At 37.5% G+C, this 20,589-nt stretch carries 19 protein-coding genes; 15 read left to right on the forward strand and 4 right to left on the reverse strand.

Annotated elements, in window-relative coordinates:
* Window position 1 precedes the first annotated feature (1 nt).
* Together ACULLG_RS10230 and ACULLG_RS10235 are read left to right on the forward strand one after the other, a co-directional pair.
* Window positions 2-484 (forward strand): ABC transporter ATPase, encoded by a 483-nt coding sequence (locus ACULLG_RS10230; RefSeq protein WP_452126693.1) that lies wholly within the window; start codon window positions 2-4, stop codon window positions 482-484.
* A 253-nt stretch (window positions 485-737) separates the two neighbouring features.
* A complete protein-coding gene (locus tag ACULLG_RS10235; RefSeq protein WP_452126694.1) occupies window positions 738-1,256 on the forward strand; it encodes a DUF4760 domain-containing protein in 519 nt (172 codons plus the stop codon).
* Here ACULLG_RS10235 and ACULLG_RS10240 read toward each other — a convergent pair.
* On the reverse strand, window positions 1,246-1,386 hold the full coding sequence (locus ACULLG_RS10240; protein ID WP_452126695.1) for a hypothetical protein: 141 nt from the start codon (window positions 1,384-1,386) through the stop codon (window positions 1,246-1,248). The two genes, ACULLG_RS10235 and ACULLG_RS10240, sit on opposite strands and share 11 nt — an antisense overlap.
* A 92-nt stretch (window positions 1,387-1,478) precedes the next feature.
* Here ACULLG_RS10240 and ACULLG_RS10245 point away from each other — a divergent pair, with 92 nt between their 5' ends.
* The 13 genes from ACULLG_RS10245 to ACULLG_RS10305 all read left to right on the forward strand — a co-directional run bounded on the left by ACULLG_RS10245 (window position 1,479) and on the right by ACULLG_RS10305 (window position 17,491).
* Entirely contained in the window at window positions 1,479-4,391 is a 2,913-nt protein-coding gene (locus tag ACULLG_RS10245; protein ID WP_452126696.1) for a glycoside hydrolase family 3 N-terminal domain-containing protein, read from the forward strand.
* Window positions 4,392-4,420: 29 nt separating this feature from the next.
* Window positions 4,421-5,563, forward strand: a complete 1,143-nt coding sequence (gene bshA / locus ACULLG_RS10250) for an N-acetyl-alpha-D-glucosaminyl L-malate synthase BshA (RefSeq protein ID WP_452126697.1) — start codon at window positions 4,421-4,423, stop codon at window positions 5,561-5,563.
* A gap of 69 nt (window positions 5,564-5,632) precedes the next feature.
* The gene (locus ACULLG_RS10255; protein ID WP_452126698.1) at window positions 5,633-6,022 is read left to right on the forward strand and encodes a hypothetical protein; all 390 of its coding nucleotides are present in this window, start codon (window positions 5,633-5,635) and stop codon (window positions 6,020-6,022) included.
* Window positions 6,023-6,145: 123 nt separating this feature from the next.
* Window positions 6,146-7,321: an OmpA family protein gene (locus tag ACULLG_RS10260; RefSeq protein WP_452126699.1), complete on the forward strand. Its 1,176-nt coding sequence runs from the start codon at window positions 6,146-6,148 to the stop codon at window positions 7,319-7,321.
* A 44-nt stretch (window positions 7,322-7,365) separates the two neighbouring features.
* Window positions 7,366-9,081 carry a carbamoyltransferase family protein gene (locus ACULLG_RS10265; RefSeq protein ID WP_452126700.1) on the forward strand — a complete coding sequence of 572 codons (1,716 nt, stop codon included), beginning with the start codon at window positions 7,366-7,368 and terminating at the stop codon, window positions 9,079-9,081.
* A gap of 192 nt (window positions 9,082-9,273) precedes the next feature.
* Entirely contained in the window at window positions 9,274-10,539 is a 1,266-nt protein-coding gene (locus ACULLG_RS10270; protein WP_452126701.1) for an MBOAT family O-acyltransferase, read from the forward strand.
* A gap of 1 nt (window position 10,540) precedes the next feature.
* Window positions 10,541-11,530 (forward strand): hypothetical protein, encoded by a 990-nt coding sequence (locus ACULLG_RS10275; RefSeq protein WP_452126702.1) that lies wholly within the window; start codon window positions 10,541-10,543, stop codon window positions 11,528-11,530.
* A gap of 11 nt (window positions 11,531-11,541) precedes the next feature.
* Entirely contained in the window at window positions 11,542-12,183 is a 642-nt protein-coding gene (locus ACULLG_RS10280; RefSeq protein WP_452126703.1) for a sugar transferase, read from the forward strand.
* Window positions 12,176-13,048: a 1-aminocyclopropane-1-carboxylate deaminase/D-cysteine desulfhydrase gene (locus tag ACULLG_RS10285; RefSeq protein ID WP_452126704.1), complete on the forward strand. Its 873-nt coding sequence runs from the start codon at window positions 12,176-12,178 to the stop codon at window positions 13,046-13,048. The genes ACULLG_RS10280 and ACULLG_RS10285 overlap by 8 nt, the downstream gene beginning before the upstream one ends.
* Window positions 13,045-14,070, forward strand: coding sequence for a GNAT family N-acetyltransferase (locus ACULLG_RS10290; RefSeq protein WP_452126705.1), 1,026 nt, complete (start codon window positions 13,045-13,047; stop codon window positions 14,068-14,070). The genes ACULLG_RS10285 and ACULLG_RS10290 overlap by 4 nt, the downstream gene beginning before the upstream one ends.
* Before the next feature lie 18 nt (window positions 14,071-14,088).
* A complete protein-coding gene (locus ACULLG_RS10295; RefSeq protein WP_452126706.1) occupies window positions 14,089-15,129 on the forward strand; it encodes an ATP-grasp domain-containing protein in 1,041 nt (346 codons plus the stop codon).
* Between the two features lie 5 nt (window positions 15,130-15,134).
* Window positions 15,135-16,457 (forward strand): hypothetical protein, encoded by a 1,323-nt coding sequence (locus ACULLG_RS10300; RefSeq protein WP_452126707.1) that lies wholly within the window; start codon window positions 15,135-15,137, stop codon window positions 16,455-16,457.
* 5 nt (window positions 16,458-16,462) lie between these two features.
* Window positions 16,463-17,491 carry a GNAT family N-acetyltransferase gene (locus tag ACULLG_RS10305; RefSeq protein ID WP_452126708.1) on the forward strand — a complete coding sequence of 343 codons (1,029 nt, stop codon included), beginning with the start codon at window positions 16,463-16,465 and terminating at the stop codon, window positions 17,489-17,491.
* A gap of 8 nt (window positions 17,492-17,499) precedes the next feature.
* Here the strand turns inward: ACULLG_RS10305 and ACULLG_RS10310 are convergent, their stop codons facing one another.
* The 3 genes from ACULLG_RS10310 to wecB form a co-directional block, all read right to left on the reverse strand.
* Complete coding sequence (locus tag ACULLG_RS10310) at window positions 17,500-18,111, reverse strand: sugar transferase (RefSeq protein WP_452126709.1); 612 nt, start codon at window positions 18,109-18,111, stop codon at window positions 17,500-17,502.
* Between the two features lie 114 nt (window positions 18,112-18,225).
* The gene (wecC, locus tag ACULLG_RS10315) at window positions 18,226-19,443 is read right to left on the reverse strand and encodes a UDP-N-acetyl-D-mannosamine dehydrogenase (protein WP_452126710.1); all 1,218 of its coding nucleotides are present in this window, start codon (window positions 19,441-19,443) and stop codon (window positions 18,226-18,228) included.
* Between the two features lie 8 nt (window positions 19,444-19,451).
* Window positions 19,452-20,570, reverse strand: a complete 1,119-nt coding sequence (gene wecB, locus ACULLG_RS10320; protein ID WP_452126711.1) for a non-hydrolyzing UDP-N-acetylglucosamine 2-epimerase — start codon at window positions 20,568-20,570, stop codon at window positions 19,452-19,454.
* Between the last annotated feature and the right edge of the window lie 19 nt (window positions 20,571-20,589).

Consider the following 20,589-nt stretch of genomic DNA (forward strand, 5'->3'; position numbering starts at 1 on the left):
GATGCTAGTTGATTTTGAGTCCCTTCCGGACACCACAAGAATTTGGATTTATCAATGTAATCGAAGTTTTTCAAATGAAGAACTCGAAGAGATCAGAGAGGCAATATCCCAATTTTTGGAACAATGGACGGCGCATGGGAGCGATTTGAGCGCTGGTTTTGAAATCAAATACAATAGATTTATAGTGATTGGATTGGACCAGACCAATGCAAGCGCCTCAGGCTGTTCCATAGATGCCTCTGTCCATTTTATCCAACAGTTGGAACAGCAGTATGGTGTGGAACTCATGGATAGAATGAACGTATCCTTTAAGCAAGGGGAATATGTGGCCTATAAATCGTTGAAGGATTTTAAAAAGATGGCTAAGAACAAGGCCATTTCAAAAAACACCATTGTTTTTAATAATCTGGTAGCCAATAAGCTGGAGTATTTGGAACATTGGGAAGTACCTGCAAGTGACAGTTGGCATTCACGGTTTGTTTGATAACCCTGATTCTTTTTGAATAGGATCCCCAATTATCAAGCTTTTCTTCATATAGGAACTTAAAAAAGCTTGGATACCCCATATAAAAATGGTGGATTGTTCTTTTTTGAGCAAAATTCGCGAACTTACATGTCATTAAATATAGCCTTGTGGCAATTTTGAAATCTTAGGTCCAAGGTAAGGGCCGGGCTTAGAAGTTTATTCAGAGATAACTGATTCAGCATTTTAGGGTTGATTTATTATAGTTTTAAGTATGAATCTAAATGATATACTTGCCATTTTTCAGGTCATTGGGATTTTTGCAGTGTTGTACGGGATTGTTTTGGGTATAAAACAGCTGAAGCTAGATCGACAACAGCGAAGGGATTTGGCTGTTATGGAATGTGCAAGATCATTTGAGGATAGCGAATTTACTGAGGCGTACCGATTGCTGGCAGATATGGAGCCCAATCTTTCTAGAGAGGAAATTTTTGCACTTGGGGACAAATATGAAGCTGCCATCATTAGAGTGGGAATGAAATTTGAAACCATAGGTCTGCTGGTTTACAAAGACGTGGTGCCGATTGACGCCATTGAAGATTTAGTTGGAGGCGTGGCCATACTTCTTTGGGATGTGTTGGGCAATTTTATTGAAGAATCAAGAGAGCAAGGAAGACATCCAACGTACTTTGAATGGTTTCATTGGCTGGTTGACCGTCTTAAAGAAAGAGGAAGGTTTGAAAATCAACCGTCGGCTTATATGGCTCATATCGATTGGAAACCTAAAATTTAGGACATACAATGTTCACAATCTCAACGTGATGTAAAACATTCCAGTTGGGGAGCAATCCTGGTTCTAAATACTCCAAAAATTCAATCCAAATAATTGGTCCTTCGGCCCTGGACAGATTGGTTTGGTCCATGAAAACCCTTAATTTGTCTTAATAATTGTGCATTGTTCGATGAAATGCAATATTTTTAAGCGTTGTAAGTTCATGTCCTAGACAAGATATTTATGCGGATAAACCTTTACTTTCCCATTTTCTTACTGGTTCTATATAGCGTCCACGGGCAAAGAAACCCGTTGATTGCTAAGGATTCCCTGGCACAGTCTAATTGGGTGGAAGCCAAATATGATGGCATGTCACTCGACGAGCGGGTGGGACAGTTGTTTATGGTAAGCATAGCTTCGAACCAAAAGAAATCCGCTGCTGATAGAATCAAGGAACTTATTAAAAATCAACATATAGGTGGAGTTGTTTTCTTGCCCGGTGGACCTGTAAGGCAGGCAGAATTGACCAACGAATTTCAAGCGGCCTCCAAAACACCCTTAATGATAGCCCTAGATGCGGAATGGGGGCTTGCCATGCGACTGGATTCTACTTATGCATTTCCTTGGAACATGACACTGGGTGCGATTCAGGATAGTTCCATTATTCAGGAAGTAGGATTTCAAATTGGTAAGCATGCAAAACGGTTGGGGGTGCACATCAATTTTGCACCGGATATCGATGTGAACAATAATCCGAAAAATCCCATTATAGGAAACCGTTCCTTTGGCGAAGACCCCATTAATGTGGCACAAAAGGGCATTGCCTTTATAAAAGGCATGGAACAAGCAGGGATTTTGTCCTGCGGAAAACATTTTCCTGGTCATGGTGATACGGCCACAGACTCCCATAAGGCCTTGCCTGTTATTCATTCAAGTCGAAAACAACTGGATTCTATTGAACTCTATCCGTTTCAAAAACTAATTGACAGTGGATTGGGCTCGGTAATGGTGGCCCATTTGGATGTCCCCAATTTGGAAATACAGGAAGGCTTGCCGTCAACACTTTCAGAACAAATTGTTTCAGGGGTTTTAAAAGAGGAAATGGGATTTGAAGGTTTAATTTTTACCGATGCCCTAAATATGAAGGCCGTTTCTGAATTTGTCCCTGAAGGAGAAGTGGAACTGGAAGCCTTTAAAGCAGGGAACGATATGCTTTTAATGCCCGAAAATGTGTTGAAAGCCAAAGAAAAACTTATTGAGGCATACCATTCTGGAATAATTTCCGAAGGACGTCTTGAACATTCCGTAAAGAAAATCTTGATGGCCAAATACAAAGCTGGTTTGGCTGGTTATAAACCAATCCAATTGGATAAACTGCATGAAGATTTGAACGGTGTTGAGAATGACGTTATTTACGAAAAGGCCATAGAACATGCCATCACAGTAGCAAAAAACAACTTTTCATTGCTTCCGGTTAAAAATTTGGAAAACAAAAAAATAGCCTATGTGCAATTTGGCGATGATTCAGGCGCTACATTTTATAAAACGCTTACCAAATATGCCGATGTCACCCATATAAAGGCGATGGATGCAGCAGGCTACAAAAAGGCCTTGGCCAATTTCAATTTGGTGATCATTGGGTTTCACAAAAGCAACAAAAGCCCATGGAAAGGCTATAAATTCTCTAAAAATGAACTTTTCTGGCTACATGAAGTCGCCAACCTGAGAACCAGCAACACCATTTTAAGCGTATTTGCAAAACCCTATGCGCTTTTGGATGTATTGGACTTTAGAACCATAGATGGGCTCATTATGGCCTATCAAAACAGTGAATTGGCACAAGAAGCTGCTGCCGAGATGATTTTTGGCGCCATTGGATCCAAAGGGAGATTGCCTGTTTCGGCCCATCCGGAATTTCCAGTCAATACCGGTATTGAACTTAAGCCGCTGCAACGTTTGGGCTATAGCATTCCAGAACGGGTTGGGTTGAGTTCTTCGCGATTGGCAATGGTAGATACTTTGGTCAACGCTGGTTTGGATTCTTTAATGTTTCCGGGTGCACAGGTGTTGATTGCCAAAAATGGGAAGGTGATTTACAATAAGAATTTTGGTAAACCTACATACAATTCTGAAGAAAAAATAAAAGGAGAGCATATCTACGACTTGGCTTCGTTGACCAAGATTTTATCGACTTTGCCCTTGATAATGAAAATGGAAGAAGAAGGTAAAATTGCGCTGAACGATACGTTCAAGGACATGATTCCTCAATATGATTCAACCGAACTCAAAGATGTAACCGTACTAAAAGCACTTTCCCACTACGGTCGGCTACCAGCCTGGATTGCCTTTTATATTGATACCTTGACCAAAAACCGGAAACCTTCCAATCAGTTTTATAGGAATGCCCCAACCGAAGGTTACTCATATAAAGTAGCCGAAAATTTGTATCTAACCGATTCCTACAAAGATTCAATTTATAATAGGATTGGAAGACAAAGTTTAAAATCGAACAGATATCGTTATAGTGATGTTGCCTACTATGTCTTCAAAAAATATATTGAGGATACCTATAAGCAATCTTTGGACCAATTGATTGAGGAATTTTTAATCAACCCAATGGGATTGCACCATACGGCATTCAATCCGTTGGAAAAATTTCCAAAGGAAACCATTATACCGTCCGAGGAAGACAACTATTACAGATATCAAACAGTACAGGGTTATGTCCACGATATGGGAGCGGCCATGCAAGGCGGAGTAGGAGGGCATGCAGGTTTGTTCAGCAACGCTATGGATGTGGCCAAAATAATGCAAATGTACCTGCAAGGAGGAGTTTATGGTGGAAAACGCTTTTTAACGGACCGTACAATTAAAAAATTCAACACCTGCTATTTTTGCCATAAGGACGTACGCCGGGGCGTTGGTTTTGACAAACCCCAATTAAAAGATAGCGGGCCAACCTGTGGTTGTGTTTCTCGAAAAAGCTTTGGTCACAGTGGTTTCACTGGAACGTACACCTGGGCCGACCCCGACGAAGAACTGGTATATGTGTTTCTATCCAATAGAACCTATCCGTCTTCTAGTAATACTCTGCTCATCAAATCAGGTCTTCGAACCCGAATTCAGCAGGCGATTTATGATTCCATTATAAATTAGGAATAAAATATTGCCTTAGATTTGTTCTTATGAAGATAGCTATAGTTTGTTACCCCACATTTGGAGGTAGTGGCGTTGTAGCCACGGAATTAGGCATAGCCCTAGCCGAAAGAGGGCACGAAGTGCATTTTGTCACCTACAAACAGCCCGTACGACTGGGGCTTTTGAGCAATAATATTCATTTTCACGAAGTGCATGTGCCCGAATATCCCCTTTTTCACTATCAGCCCTATGAGTTGGCCTTGTCCAGCAAATTGGTCGATACGATAAAGATGTACGGAATCGAAGTATTGCACGTGCATTATGCCATTCCCCATGCATATGCGGGCTATATGGCGAAAAAGATGTTGCAGGAATATGGGATATTCATCCCGATGATCACCACATTGCATGGTACGGATATTACTTTGGTAGGAAAACACCCGTTTTACAAACCGGCGGTGAATTTTAGCATCAATAAATCGGATATTGTCACGTCGGTCTCAGAAGCTTTGAAACAAAGAACCCTGGATATTTTTGAAATTGAACAGGATATTGAGGTGATTCCCAATTTTATCGATTCCTCAAAATACAAGCAAGACTATACCGATTGCCAACGATCATTGATGGCAAAGGATGACGAAAAAATCATCACTCATATCAGTAATTTTAGAAAAGTAAAGAACATTCCAGACGTCATCCATATATTTTACCAAGTTCAGGAGAAAATTCCCGCGAAATTGGTCATGGTGGGCGAGGGGCCTGAAAAAGAATTTGCCGAACAACTTTGTGATGAATTGGATATTAAGGACAAGGTGGTTTTCTTGGGCAATAGCAACGAAATTGACCGTATTCTTTGTTTTTCAGACCTATTTTTATTGCCTTCAAAATCAGAAAGCTTTGGTTTGGCCGCCTTGGAAGCTATGATTAATAGAACTCCGGTTATTTCTAGCAATACAGGAGGTATTCCTGAGGTCAACAAGAATGGTATAACAGGTTATTTGGCGGACGTTGGCGACGTGGCTGAAATGGCGGAAAAGGCCATGCATATTTTGGGTGATGATGAAGTCTTGGAGCAATTCAAGGAGAATGCCTATCAAGTGGCATCCAATTTTGATATATTGAACATTCTTCCCTTGTACGAGGAAGTTTATGAGAAGGCTTATAAATCTAGATTTAAGAACACGTTTTGATCAATGAGACATTTACTGTACATATGTTTTGTTTGTCTGGTATCATGCAAAGCACAAAAAGAGACCAAAATGGACACAATGGACACATCTGGTCTTGACTTGGTTGCCAGTGATGCTCATAGCGGAATCGAAAATTACGAAGCCGCTGTTATTTCAGATGCCAAGTCATTGGCGAAATTCTATTCCAGAATCAATAAAACCCGAAAACCTGGACTACCGATTCCTACGGTCGATTTTTCCCAAAATGTTCTGGTAGTGATGTGTTTGGGAGAACAAAAAGGTGAAATTGCCCCAAAATTGGCAAAATCAGAAAAAGAAAATGAAATTGTTATAACTGTTGATGTATCAGATTCTAAAGACAATAGGGATAAGGAAAATTCCTTGGTTTCTTTTCCATTTTACATCTATAAATTACCGATTACTACTAAAAATGTGACTATTCAAAAATCAGACTTTTAAACAAGTTTAAATACTCGCATCTAACCTCTTGTCGAAAATAAGAGCACTTCAAAGTACAAAGCAAAAAATTACGTTAGGGTTGATTTAGCTTTGTTGTGAAAAGAACCTCAAATCTTATTCAAAATGAAAAGTGTGAAACCTCTTATTGTGGCACTTGTTGTATTTAGTTCCCTCCAAATGGCTGGTCAAGATGTCCAGCTCACCAAAAAAGATAGTATTGTATATAGTTATTGGATGGTAACCCTGGGAACAAATTTTGTGGATGATTCTGGAGATGAATTTGGAAAGCTATTCGACCTTAGCGATGGATGGCACACAGTTCCATATCCTTCTCGCGCCAGTATAGGTCGTTATTTTGAAAATGGGTTGGGATTAGAGGCTGTTGCCAGTTATAACAAATATGATGAAGGAAAGATTGTCGATAATGCAGTTAATCCGGAAGATGTAGATTATTTCGCCATTGATTTTAGAATTAACTACGATTTAAATAAGATTCTTGGAGAAATGGGCTTTTTTGACCCTTATGTTGGAATCGGTGCTGGTTACACTGACGCAAATAATCAAGGTAGAGGAACTTATAACGCTTTGGTAGGTTTCAGAACTTGGTTTTCGGAACATTGGGGATTGGATTTTAGTTCAACAGGAAAATGGGCCATGGATGCTGAGAATGCAACCAACCATATTCAGCATGCCGTTGGGGTAGCATATCGATTTAATGTCAAAAAAGGATTTTCCAGAAAAGGGGAGGAGAAGTTGGCTTTGTTGAAAGAATTGGAGGAAGAACAACAACGTGTTCAAGATTCGATAGCGTCTAAACAAAAAGCCGATGAAGAAGCACGATTATTGGCAGAAAGACTGCAGCGAGAAAAAGAAGCAGCCCGTTTGGCTGCAGAAAAAGCCAAGAAAGAAGCGGAAGATGCAAGGTTGGTACAAATAAAAAGTGCAATTGATCAACTGTCCAACGTTTATTTTAAGTTAAATTCGTCCTATCTTACCACCAATGATAAAACCATATTGGACAAACTTGTGGACATAATGAAAAACACGCCAAGTTTGGTCATCGAAGTAGGCGCCCATACCGATTCAAGAGGAACCCATACGTATAACCAATGGTTGTCCGAGAAGAGAGCTGAGAGAACGGTAAAGTACATTCTTTCCCAAGGGATTTCCGAGGAAAGAATCAAGCATGATGCCTTTGGTGAAACTAGATTGACCAATGAATGTGGAGATGGTGTTCAATGCCCAGAAAAGAAGCACGGAGAAAACAGAAGGTCGGAATTCAGAATTATTAAATTTTAACCAAAATCCCCGAGAAATTAAAATCAACCAAAACCAAAAGATAAATGGTCATATTAGGGCTTAATTATTATTTCCATGATTCATCCGCATGTGTAGTAAAAGATGGAAAGCTAATAACCGCAATTGAAGAAGAGCGACTAAATAGACAAAAACATACCAGGGAATTTCCCGTACTTTCTTCGGCAAGGTGCTTGAAAATAGCTGGATTGGATTATACAGATGTGGACCATATAGCTGTCTCCATTAAACCAAACCATAATTGGAGTAAAAAATTCTGGTTTCTTCTTTTTAATCTTGCCGGAATGTTCAAATCCGGTAACCTGATGCGTTTTGTGGCATATCACTTAGGCCATACATATTTGATGCAACGTAATTTTTGGGCCTGGTACAGGGAACATTGGGGAAGTAGAAAAAATGGGCCAAAAGTTCATTTTATAGAACATCATTTGACACACGTAGCGGGTTCTTTTTTCATATCACCTTATAAAGAAGCTGCTTTGTTGGGAATTGATGGAGCAGGAGAGTGGGCAACGACATGGGTCGGGCACGGAAAGGACAATAACATCACAAAAATCAGTGAAAATTTCTTTCCACATTCTTTAGGGTCTTTCTACGAAACAGTGACACAATTTTGTGGGTTCAAACCCAATTATGACGAAGGGAAAACCATGGGATTGGCCCCTATGGGAAATGCTGATACGTATAAAAAGCGGGTAGAGAAAATTATCTCGGTGGATAAAGAAGGTCGATTTAAATTGGATCTGAGTTATTTCAATTTTCAACACTTGGCCAACAAACGGTATTCAAAAAAGTTTGTTGAGGTTTTTGGAGAACCGAGAAAACCAAATGAACCTTTTAAAGATAGACATCAAGATATCGCTGCCGCTTTCCAAAGGGTATTGGAAGACAAAGTGTTGGAGATATGCCATATTCTGCACCAGAAAACCAAAACAGATTATTTGGTCATCGCAGGCGGTGTGTCCCTCAATAGTGTAATGAATGGTCGTATTGTTCGTGAAAGCCCATTTAAGGATATATACGTAATGCCAGCGGCAGGAGATAATGGAACGGCCTTGGGAGCTGCTTACTATCTATACAACGGAATCCTTAAAAAGGATAGAACGTATGTGCATGACAACCCGTATTTGGGTACGGAATATGGCAATGAGGAGATCAAAAAGGTTTTGGATGGCGCTAAGCTGCCATACAGATACGAAGAGGATATTTGTAATATAGCTTCCGACTTGTTGGAAAAGGGTAAGATTATTGGATGGTTCCAGGGGCCTATGGAAGTAGGTCCTAGGGCATTAGGGAGCAGAAGTATACTTGCCAATCCCGCTTTTCCAGATATGAAGGATAAAATCAACGCTGAAGTAAAGTTTCGCGAAGCGTACAGGCCATTTGCCCCATCGGCCATTGTTGAAGCCAAAACAGAATTTTTTGATTTGGAAGGAGAGGTCGAAGCTCCGTTTATGTTGAAAGTATGCGGTGTTTTGGAAGAAAAGCAAAATGTTATTCCTGCGGTGACCCATGTGGACGGCAGTGCACGACTTCAAACCGTAAACGATAAATTACATCCAAGATATTACGAAGTAATAAGTTCATTGGGAAAAAAGACCGGAGTACCTGTAGTTTTGAACACCAGTTTTAATATACAGGGAGAACCTGTTGTAGAATCCCCGAAAGATGCGATACGTTGTTTTTATTCAACGGGATTGGATGCCTTGGTCATAGGCAATTTTGTTTTGGAGAAGAAATAACACCACATGTTATTTAATTCGTTCGATTTTTTTGTTTTTCTGCCAATAGTCTTCCTGGCTTATTGGACAATATTTAAAAATAGTCTTAGGTTTCAAAATCTTTGGCTACTTCTGGCCAGTTATGTTTTTTATGGGTGGTGGGACTGGCGCTTTCTTTCGCTTATCTTTTTGTCCACTGTGGTCGATTTTTTTGTGGGACAGTATATTTATAAGATCAAATCTGCAAAAAAGAAGAAAGGTTTATTATGGATCAGTATTATTTTTAATATTGGCCTACTTGGTTTCTTTAAGTACTTCAACTTTTTTATTGATTCATTTATAGAAACTTTTTCCTTTTTTGGGGTTTCAATGACCCATGTTTGGACACTGAACATTATACTTCCTGTGGGTATTTCCTTCTATACCTTTCAAACGATGTCCTATTCTTTGGACATTTTCAAAGGCAAAATGACACCAACTAAAGACTTTGTGTCTTTTGCAACCTTTGTAAGTTTCTTTCCTCAATTGGTAGCGGGACCTATAGAAAGGGCTTCAAATTTGCTTCCTCAGATATTGGATAAGAGGAAGTTTACACAGAATCAAGCCACCCAGGGAGTTAAGTTAATCCTTTGGGGCTTATTCAAAAAAGTGGCAATAGCGGATGCCTTGGCTCCAATGGTGGATGATATTTTTAGTAATGCAGCTAGTTACCCATCATCAACACTGCTACTTGGGGCAGTGTTTTTTGGTTTTCAGATTTATGGAGATTTTTCAGGCTATTCAGACATAGCCATTGGTACGGCAAAACTCTTTGGTATTGAGTTGATGTCCAATTTTAAATTCCCTTATTTTTCTAGGAATATAGCAGAATTCTGGAGAAGGTGGCATATATCACTTTCCACATGGTTTAGAGATTACCTTTATATTCCGTTGGGAGGATCAAGAACAAAACGATCACTTGCCATAAGAAATGTCTTTGTGATTTTTTTGGTGAGCGGTTTTTGGCATGGAGCCAATTGGACATTCATCGCTTGGGGAGGATTACATGCATTACTTTTTGTTCCAGTTTTCTTGACGAAGAACAATCGCAATTATGTGAACACAACAATAGGACAAACAGGAAATTTACCTACGCTCAAAGAAATCACGCAAGTAATCGCAACGTTTCTCGCCGTTAGCATAACCTGGGTTTTCTTTAGGGCGGAATCCCTATCCTTGGCCTTGGATTATGTGAAAGCTATCTTTCTTGAACTATCATTCGAATCGTATTCACATCCCCTCGGCTATCGAATGATTGATTATTTCATACTTCTGCTGATTTTTGTTGTATTTGAATATGGAATACGTAGGGATGAAAGGAATCCGTTTCCATTTAAATCCAAGCTTGTACGGTTTTGCGCTTATACGCTAGTCGTTTTTACCTTATTGTTGTTTTTTGACAGCGGCATTGACCGTTCATTTATCTATTTTCAGTTTTGATATGACTAGGTTTCTTTTAAAAATTGGATTATATGGGCTTTTGATCTTCGTGATTTTGGAGGTTCTGGTACGGATTTTCCATTTGTATGATGATAGACCAACCAGATTTGTGGATTCTGACGGAATTAATAAATGGATTCCAGGCCAAACAGCGTATGCGGTTTATGGAAACAGAGTACAGAACAAATCAGCCTATAGCATTAACAAATCTGGATTCAACTCATATAGGGAGTTTGAACCTTCCCATGATAAAATAGAGATTGCCTTGATTGGTGATTCATTTATAGAAGGGTTCCATCAAGATTATACAAATTCCATTGGAAAAAAGATTGAAAACAAAATCGATGGAATTGAAGTTTATGAATATGGTCATGCTTCGAACGATTTTGCAGACCAATTATATCTGATTTATAAAAACCAAGGTCATTTTTCGAAGATAGACCACTATGTATTTTATTTAAGATACAATGAAGATTTAGATAGAAGTGAATATAAGCTAATACGTCGTGAGCCCTTTTTTCTAACCTTAAGAAGCAAATGCGAACTTTTGGAATATTCTATAAATATTGGTTTAATGGATCCAATTAAGAAGGCGGTTTCTTCATTAAGGGGAATTACCAATAACCATGCAAAGGGAAACAGGAAAATCATATCAACCAATGTCCAAGAATTACACAGGAAGGATTCGCTTCAACTTCGCGAAAGTAATTTTGACTTGCTAATTGAAAAATATCATATAGATGTTAAAAAGTCTGCAATTTTAATGGATAGCAGGGTAACGCCTAAGTCTTTTATACACCATTTGCAAGATTTGGGTTTTGGGATAATCGATTTCGCTGAAGCTTTTGACCATGCGGGTGGACCAAAAAAAACAACCTTGGTGTTCGACCAGCATTGGAACGATTATGGGAGAATGTTAATTGCGGAGGAAATAGCCAACTATGTGCAAAAATACGGCAAAACAAAAAACGAATCTGTTCCCGACAACTAAGAATGGCAATTATGTACAAAAATGTCTTTAAAAGAATTCTGGACCTATTGGTCGCAGCAATTGGATTTTTTACCTTATTACCTTTGTTTGTTCCTCTATGTATAATCTTATGTGCTATAAATAGAGGCAATCCTTTTTTTACGCAACAAAGACCAGGGCTAAATGAGAAAGTATTCCGTCTTATTAAGCTAAAAAGTATGAACGACAAGAAAGACGAAAATGGAAATTTGCTACCGGATGAGGAACGTTTAACCCGAACAGGAAATTTTATAAGAAAGACTTCATTGGATGAAATCCCTCAGTTGTTGAATGTAATTAAAGGTGATATGAGTTTAATAGGGCCGAGACCTCTTAGAGTACATTATTTGCCTTATTACACAGAAAGAGAATCGATAAGGCATTCAGTGAGACCTGGAATTACAGGCCTAGCCCAAGTGTCTGGAAGAAATGCAGTGGACTGGGATGAGAAATTGGAGTTCGATGCTCAGTATGTTGATAATTTATCATTTGGTTTCGATATGAAAATTTTAATGAAAACAGTTGTAAAAGTATTCAAGTCCTCAGAAGTGATATTGGACGATACCAATATGGTTACTTTTGATGAACATAGGTTAAGGCAAAATGAACAAATAAAGGAGAATAAAAATGATTGAACCCCTGTCCAGTTCGTTGTCAATTTTTAGGGATGACCTGTTCCCGCTGCTTGGAGGAGGAAATAAGGCTAGAAAAATGATGGCCCTACACCATCTAATTAAAGAAGAACAATACAATGCGCTGGTTACCACTGGAAATATTCAATCAAATCATTGCAGGGCTGTAGCATTATATGCAAAAAAGTACGGACTGGAATGCACTTTGGTGCTGCATGGCAATAAGAAGGATTTTTTTGTTCAATCAGGTAATTCCAAAATTATAAGAAATACGAATGTGAATTTAGTTTTTTGTGCCCCAGAGGACATATCTTTAAACATGGATGAAGCTATGGACAGCTATGTTTTAGATAAAAAAAAGCCGTACTATATTTATGGCGGAGGTCATATCTTGGAAGCCGCAAAAAGTTATATTGATGTCATTGGTGAAATCATAGCTAAGGATTACTTTCCGGATTACATTTTCGTTGCTTCGGGTACTGGTTCAACACATGCAGGAATTTTAGCAGGGATTTCCAAATATGGACTTAAAACAAAAGTTTTTGGAATTTCAGTGGCGCGTAGAAAACAAAGAGCTGAATCTATTGTCCAACAGTTCTATAGTGAATTATGCGATATGTACGGAATTCGAAAACAGGAAAATGTGGTCGACGTTGAGGAGGATTTTTTGTGTGGAGGATACGGGAAGTACAATGAAAAAATAAAGCAACTTGAGGTAGATTCTATGCCAAAACACAACGTTTTTCTAGATACCACCTATACTGGAAAAGCATTTTATGGAATGGAAGAGGTAGTTAAACGGGAATCCCTTACCGGAAAAATACTTTTTTGGTATACCGGGGGGCAATTTAATTACTTCGCCAAATGATTAGAGTTGTTGATAATGGTCTTGCTTGGAATGGATGGTTAAAGCAAATGGATAGTTTTGACTTTTACCATTCATATGATTATCATAAAATAATCAGTGAAAAAGAAAATGTGGGTACTCCTATTTTGTTAACCTATGAAGATGAACAAAATGTTAAAATAGGTATTCCATTTGTTAAAAGGAGGATTGACGATTTTTACTTCGACCTTACATCGGTGCATGGCTATTTGGGACCTGTTTCTACGGGTCTTTCATCAGATTTTGAAAACAGCTTGTTTAAAAAAGAGTTTGTTGAATGGTTGCAGCAAGAAAACATTGTTTCTGTTTTTTCAAAATTGAATCCATTTATCAAAGGGCAGCATGAAATTGTTGACTCTTTGGGTTCTTTAAAAAAAGTTGGGGAGATAATTTATTTTGATCAAACTGAAGATGATACCATTCAAAAAAGTAAATATAACCGAAACACAAGACAAAAAATTCGGCAATTACGCAATACGTGTACTATTGAGATAGCAAGCGAGGAAGATCAGATATGCGAATTTATGCGTTTATACCATCAAAGCATGGATAAACTAAACGCAAAACAAATATTCTATTTTGACCAAACATATTTTAGAACATTATTGAAATCTTCCTTAATAGATTCTAAAATACTTTTGGCTCGGGATAGTGAGACAAACGATATCATGGGAGGTGTTTTTTATGCTAGAACAGGGGCAATTGCTCATGTTGAACTGGCATGTACCGGTGAGGACCATTTAAAGAAAAGCCCAGTAAGGATTTTATTTGATGAATGTAGACTCATGAATAAGAATGATGGATTAAAATATTTGAACCTTGGGGGGGGGAGTGGAGGAAGGGATGGAAGCCTTATGCGGTTTAAATCCTCTTTTACGGACCACTATAAAGATTTGAACATTTGGAGTTATGTTGCAATTCCAGATATATACGATGAATTGCTCAGTGACAGACAAAAAAAATCGGACACTAACTTTTTTCCTAAATATAGATTCATAGAATAACATTTAAAGCCAACCAATTTGAATATATTGATTACATGTGCAGGTCGAAGAAACTACTTGATAAATTATTTTAAAGACTCTTTAGGAGATAATGGGAAGGTTATTGCGATAGATATGACTCTTTCCGCTTCTGCGCTTGCAGAAGCTGATGTAGTTTATCAGGTGCCTAGTATAAATAATGAAAATTATTTGAACAGTTTAAGAAATATAATTGAGAAAGAAAAGGTTGATGCGGTCATTTCATTGAATGATATGGAATTGCCCATTCTGGCTCGGAACAAAACATGTCTAGAAGAGACGGGAACCAAGGTATTGGTTTCAAACGAAAAAGTGGTAGAAACCTGCTTTGACAAGTGGAAAAGTTATCATTTCTTTAAAGAACTAGGACTTGACACACCAAAAACCTTTTTGACTTTTGAAGATTCGATAAATGCTATCAATAACTTGGAAATAACATTTCCATTAATTGTGAAACCTAGATGGGGAAGTGCATCAGTGGGAATAAATAGAGTTGAAAATGAGAGAGAATTGGGTTTGATAATAGCGTATTTAAAGATTAGTTTGGAAAAAGGCTCTAATCATAAACCTCATACTCCATTCGATGTTGAGAATAGCATAATAATTCAGGAGATGATAAATGGGCAGGAGTATGGTATTGATATTCTCAATGATTTTAATGGAAAATACCATTCATCCTTTGTAAGAAAAAAATTAGGAATGAGATATGGAGAAACAGATAGAGCGATTTCGGTAATAAACGAAAAATTTTCTGAGATGGCACGAAACATTGGTAATTCCATTGGCCATATCGGAAATATGGACTGTGACTTTTTTGTTCAAGATGAAAAGGTGTTTTTTATCGAGATGAACCCTAGATTTGGTGGCGGATATCCGTTTTCCCATAATGCTGGGGTTAACATCCCTGGGATATATATTGAGTGGTTGAAAGGAAAAAATGACGTGGAAAAGTTTAACCAATATAGAGAAAATCTTGGCTTCGCCAAATTTGACCAAATAATCCAGTTTGGAAGTTATTATAATAAAAACAAGAGTATTTAAATCATATGCCCCTTTTTAAACTTATTCGCAAGAATCTTTTCTGGTTTAATGATTTTCTTAGTGGTTCTCCAATTCGAAAGCATTATTTGGAAATTAAAGATGTAATTGAGAATTACGAATCTGATAAATCCAAAGAGCTAAGACGCTCTAGTTTGGAGTCATTGTTGAGTCATGCGAAAACAACAGTCCCTTTTTATATGACCAATGTTGATGGTATAAACCTAAGTGATTTTCCAATTATTAACAAGAATACTGTTTTGGAGGATTATGATAACTTTCGTTCCAACCTGTATTTGGAAAAAAGGAATATTCAGGTGTCGACCAATGGATCCACGGGCACTCCGTTTAAACTGTTCCATAATAAAAACAAAAGGAAAAGACACCAGGCGGATAACTTGTATTTTGCGGAAAAGGGAGGGTATGAATTGGGAGACAGATTATATTTGTTACGTGCATTGCACAAAAATGATTCAAAGGCTCTTCTTCGTTTCTTTAGACAAAATTTCAAAGCGTATGGAATTCTGAACTATACAGATAATGATATTGAGAATTTATTGGAAGAATTTAAAACTGGTAGTTCAGAAAAGTGTGTGGTATGTTTTGCCTCAATGTGTGAAGTTTTAGTAAATTATTTGGAAGCTAGAAAAATTGAACCGTTCTCTCATAAAGTTAAATCAATAGTTACCGATGGTGACGCGTTAAGTAAGGGAACGAAGGATAAAATGGAAAAATATTTTGGAATTCCAGTTTATGCACGTTATGGAAATATGGAATGCGGGGTGATGGCCCAACAAGGCCCCCCAAATAGCTATCACTATAATTTAAACCTCGCTAGTTATCATTTTGAGATATTACATTTGAATGAGGACAGGCCTGCTGAACCTGGTGCTATGGGAAGAATTGTTGTGACAGATTTATTCAATTACTGCATGCCTTTAATACGTTATGATACGGGCGATTTAGCTAGGTTATCTACTGAAATGGGTGATAACCAGCCCCCAACATTTAATAGAATAGATGGTAGGGTAATAGATATTATTTGGGATACATCTGGGAATATTATTTCTCCATATTTAATCTATACCATCACTGAGAAATATGAAGAGTTAAAGCAGTTTCAGTTTGCTCAAACAGGCCCTAAGCAATATCTGTACAGACTTAATCCATGGAATGAAACATTTTTTAAGGAGAGGGAGCTGGTAGAGGAAAGTAAGTCGTATTTAGGCCATGATGCTCAGGTGGAGGTCGTGTATGTAGATGAAGTTCCTTTGCTACAATCCAAAAAAAGGAAGCCTGTAATAAACGAAATGGGGAACATTCAAAAATAAATGCTATGATTTTTGAAATAACAGAAAAGAACCAATGGGATAATGTTCTTCTAGAAATTGGACAGTATGACTGTTACCATACATTTGAGTATCATAATATTGGAATCAATAAAGGGGAGAAGCCTGTTTTACTAAAATACGAGCATGAAGGTGTGGTTATCGCACTGCCATTGATATTACGTTCAATTCCCGATACGGAATATTTTGATTTCACATCGGTATACGGGTACCCGGGCCCAATTTGGAAAGGAGATTTTAAAACTGAACAATACAATTCTTTCTATAATAGTCTTAATTCATATTTTAGGGAAAGAAAGGTGGTCAGTGTTTTTTCAAGGTTAAATCCGTTTATTTCTGGACAAGAAGAGTTGCTAAAGAGCATTGGTCAAATTGATGAATTAGGTGATGTGGTTAACATAGACCTTACCAAGGAGTCGGATATTCAACGACAGTCATTTTCCAAGACCACCAAGCGCTATCTTAACAAAACACGTCGACTTTGCGATGTCAAAATAACTAACAACGCAGATGATATTGAAACTTTCATCGATTTATATTATGAGAATATGGATCGGGTAAATGCAAAGAAATCCTATTACTTTGACAAAAACTATTTTTCGCAAATGGCCAGGAGCCAAAGTTTTGAAACAGATATTCTTTATGCTATAATGAAAGAAACCAATGAAATTATTTCAGCGGCTATGATGTTTAAAACCAATAATATAGTTCAGTATCACATTTCTGGAACGAGAAACGACTATCTTCACCTTACCCCAATACGATTACTTTTGGATGAGACCAGGATTAGTGGGACCAACGAAGGATACAAATATTTTAATTTGGGAGGAGGACTAGGAAGCGAGCATGATTCCTTATTTCAATTCAAAGCTTCATTTTCCAAAGACTTCAAAAAGTTCAAAGTTTGGAAATATATTGTGGATGAGGCTCTTTATGAGGAACTTATAATTGCGAAAGGTGTTGGGCAAAAGAGCGTTAACTTTTTTCCTGTTTACCGTTACACTGAAGAAATATAATTAAAGTTTTAGGTGGATGGACTCCCTCTGAAGGGTTTCATTGTAATTTCTTCGCTTGCAGAGATATCTTCCTTTTTGATTACTTTTTGAATTGTTTTAAATATGATTATTAAATCAGTTTTAAAACTTATATTGTTCACATACCACAAATCATAATCGAATTTCGTTTCCCAACTTATGGTATTTCTTCCATTTACCTGAGCCCAACCCGTAATACCTGGCTTAACATCATGTCTTCTTTTCTGAGTTTGATTATAAAGAGGTAAGTATTCCACTAACAATGGTCTTGGTCCTACAATGCTCATATCGCCCTTAAGAACATTGATTAGTTGTAAAACCTCATCCAGGGAGTACTTTCTAATGAACCCGCCAATTTTAGTAACTCTTTTTGGACTATGTAAATCATCTGAGTTTCCTCCCTCAAAATCACGCATGGTTTTGAATTTTATAAGTTTAAAAACCCGGCCTTTTTTACCGGGTCTCTTTTGAACAAAGAAAGGTTTTCCTCCATTTGCTATTGTCATTACTATAATCAATATTAAAATAGGAATTGATAAAAGTATTAATCCCAGAAGGGAGAAGCAGAAGTCCAACAACCTTTTTAAATATAATCTATACATAATTTTGACTGTATTATTGCCTTACCCCATTTTTGGGAAGACAACACAACCACATAGCTGTTCTATTTTTTGTTATTACCTCAACACAGAATTATTAAAACAATTCAGACAAACTCATAATTTTTTCAACGCTCCACTAAAATCTAAAATAACTTTATTATTGAGTTCATTTAGTTTCTGAAATTCCTTGTGAGCAACCAAAACTGCAATTATATCTGCTTCTTTGACAGCAACTGAAACGTCGGTTAGTTTAAATACATTGTGATTATCAATATTGGGTTCAACTATGTAATAATCCTCATTATTAGAATCTTGTAAGACACGTTGAACAATATATTTAGCTGGTGATTCCCTCAAATCATCAATATTTGGTTTAAATGCCAATCCTAAAAGAGCAACTTTTGGTTTTCTTCCATGACGTAATTCAAATTCCAGCTTGGTTGAAATAATTTTTTCTGCACACCAGAAAGACTTATAGTTATTAACTTCTCTTGCTTTTCCTATTATTCTAGATTCCATTGGATACTCAGCAACTATAAAGTATGGGTCTACAGCAATACAATGTCCTCCGACGCCACATCCAGGCTGTAGGATATTTACTCTTGGGTGTTTATTTGCTAGACTAATCAATTCCCAAACATCAATATCAGCCTTGTCACAAATTAAGGATAGTTCATTTGCAAAGGCAATTTGTACATCACGGGATGAGTTTTCCACCAATTTACACATTTCTGCAGTTCGCGCATTAGTTTCATGTAATTCTCCGGTAACATAATTTCGATAAAACTCGACTGCTTTTTTAGTGCTTTTTTCATCTACTCCTCCAATGACACGATCATTATTAACAAGCTCATACATGACATTGCCGGGAAGTACGCGTTCAGGACAATATGCTATATAAATCTCTCCTCTTAATTCAGGTCTTTTTTCATATATTAAGCTCATCATTTTTTCTGTAGTGCCAACAGGGGAAGTTGATTCGATAATATAGGTGTCTCCTTTCTTCAATAAGGGAATGATATTGTTGGTAGCTGATTCTACAAAGGAAATATCGGGTTCATGATTATTTTTAAAAGGCGTTGGTACCACTATTAGATAAGTGTTCGCCTTTACAGCTTCAGTACTTGCTTTTAAAAACCCGTTTGAAACGGCCTGCAAGACCGCTTCATCTAAATCGGGCTCAACGATATGAATTTTCCCATTATTGATGGTATCAACAACATCCTGATTAATATCCACCCCATGTACATAGGTGCCGTTTTTTGCTATTAAGGCTGCTGTTGGCAAACCAATATAACCAAGTCCTATAATATTAACTTCCGGTTTTTGCATAATTGTATTTAGAGTTTTTCTATGAATTCGACTATTCTTTGGCATGCCTGCCCATCACCATAAGGGTTATGTAATTTACTCATGGACTGATATCTATCTATGTCTGTTAGCAGGCTATTGGCCTCACTAACTATTTTTTGAGTGTCTGTTCCTACTAAAACAACGGTACCTGCATCTACTGCCTCAGGTCGCTCTGTAGTATCCCTCATTACCAGTACTGGCTTACCTAAACTGGGTGCTTCTTCTTGTACGCCACCACTATCGGTAATAATAAGTTCTGCCTTGTTCATTAACCAAACAAAGGCCGGGTAGGCTAATGGCTTAATTAGTTTTACATTAAAAAGATCTCCCAAAATTTCATGTACGGGTTTTAGCACTTTTGGGTTTAAGTGCACAGGATATACGATTTGTACTTCAGGGTTATTAGCAACAATCTCTTTTAGCGCATTACAAATGTTTATAAATCCTTGTCCGTGATTTTCTCTTCTGTGGCCAGTGACCAACACAATTTTTTGATCAAAATCTAAGGTTTGCTTTAACTCCTCTATTTCGCTATCCTCTATATTTTGTACTTTCGAGGAACTTTCTAAAAGTGCGTCAATAACAGTATTTCCAGTAATCAAAATAGATGCTTTATCAATGTTTTCCCTCAATAAATTTTCTTGAGAAGTTGTAGTTGGGGCAAAGTGGTAGTCTGCAATTCGGCCTGTAATTGATCTATTAATTTCTTCAGGAAAAGGAGCATATTTGTTAAAAGTACGCAACCCGGCTTCTACATGGCAAACTTTTGCCCCTGAATAGAAGCCAGCGATACCTGCAGCCATTGTGGTAGTTGTGTCGCCATGTACGTATACAAAATCTGGCTTAAATGATTCTAATACAGGTTGTAACTCAGTTATAATAGCCGCGGTTAGTCCGTAAAGATTTTGCCCAGGTTTCATTAAATCTAAATCGTAATCTGGTGTAATTTCAAAAAAATCGAGTACTTGGTCTAGCATTTCGCGGTGTTGTGCTGTTACACAAACCTTAGTTTCAAAAGCACTGGATTTCTTAAACTCTTTTACTAAAGGAGCCATTTTAATGGCTTCTGGTCGTGTTCCAAAAATTATAAGATTCTTTCTTTTCATGGATAAAAGATTTCTATTA

The organism is Flagellimonas sp. 2504JD1-5 (assembly GCF_053618295.1).

What these genes read in the sequence shown, in the direction of transcription:
- ACULLG_RS10230 (WP_452126693.1), top strand. Translation starts at nt 2, where the DNA reads ATGCTAGTTGATTTTGAGTCCCTTCCGGACACCACAAGAATTTGGATT.
- ACULLG_RS10235 (WP_452126694.1), top strand. Translation starts at nt 738, where the DNA reads ATGAATCTAAATGATATACTTGCCATTTTTCAGGTCATTGGGATTTTT.
- ACULLG_RS10240 (WP_452126695.1), bottom strand. Translation starts at nt 1,386, where the DNA reads ATGGACCAAACCAATCTGTCCAGGGCCGAAGGACCAATTATTTGGATT.
- ACULLG_RS10245 (WP_452126696.1), top strand. Translation starts at nt 1,479, where the DNA reads ATGCGGATAAACCTTTACTTTCCCATTTTCTTACTGGTTCTATATAGC.
- bshA (WP_452126697.1), top strand. Translation starts at nt 4,421, where the DNA reads ATGAAGATAGCTATAGTTTGTTACCCCACATTTGGAGGTAGTGGCGTT.
- ACULLG_RS10255 (WP_452126698.1), top strand. Translation starts at nt 5,633, where the DNA reads ATGGACACAATGGACACATCTGGTCTTGACTTGGTTGCCAGTGATGCT.
- ACULLG_RS10260 (WP_452126699.1), top strand. Translation starts at nt 6,146, where the DNA reads ATGAAAAGTGTGAAACCTCTTATTGTGGCACTTGTTGTATTTAGTTCC.
- ACULLG_RS10265 (WP_452126700.1), top strand. Translation starts at nt 7,366, where the DNA reads ATGGTCATATTAGGGCTTAATTATTATTTCCATGATTCATCCGCATGT.
- ACULLG_RS10275 (WP_452126702.1), top strand. Translation starts at nt 10,541, where the DNA reads ATGACTAGGTTTCTTTTAAAAATTGGATTATATGGGCTTTTGATCTTC.
- ACULLG_RS10280 (WP_452126703.1), top strand. Translation starts at nt 11,542, where the DNA reads ATGTACAAAAATGTCTTTAAAAGAATTCTGGACCTATTGGTCGCAGCA.
- ACULLG_RS10285 (WP_452126704.1), top strand. Translation starts at nt 12,176, where the DNA reads ATGATTGAACCCCTGTCCAGTTCGTTGTCAATTTTTAGGGATGACCTG.
- ACULLG_RS10290 (WP_452126705.1), top strand. Translation starts at nt 13,045, where the DNA reads ATGATTAGAGTTGTTGATAATGGTCTTGCTTGGAATGGATGGTTAAAG.
- ACULLG_RS10300 (WP_452126707.1), top strand. Translation starts at nt 15,135, where the DNA reads ATGCCCCTTTTTAAACTTATTCGCAAGAATCTTTTCTGGTTTAATGAT.
- ACULLG_RS10305 (WP_452126708.1), top strand. Translation starts at nt 16,463, where the DNA reads ATGATTTTTGAAATAACAGAAAAGAACCAATGGGATAATGTTCTTCTA.
- ACULLG_RS10310 (WP_452126709.1), bottom strand. Translation starts at nt 18,111, where the DNA reads ATGTATAGATTATATTTAAAAAGGTTGTTGGACTTCTGCTTCTCCCTT.
- wecC (WP_452126710.1), bottom strand. Translation starts at nt 19,443, where the DNA reads ATGCAAAAACCGGAAGTTAATATTATAGGACTTGGTTATATTGGTTTG.
- wecB (WP_452126711.1), bottom strand. Translation starts at nt 20,570, where the DNA reads ATGAAAAGAAAGAATCTTATAATTTTTGGAACACGACCAGAAGCCATT.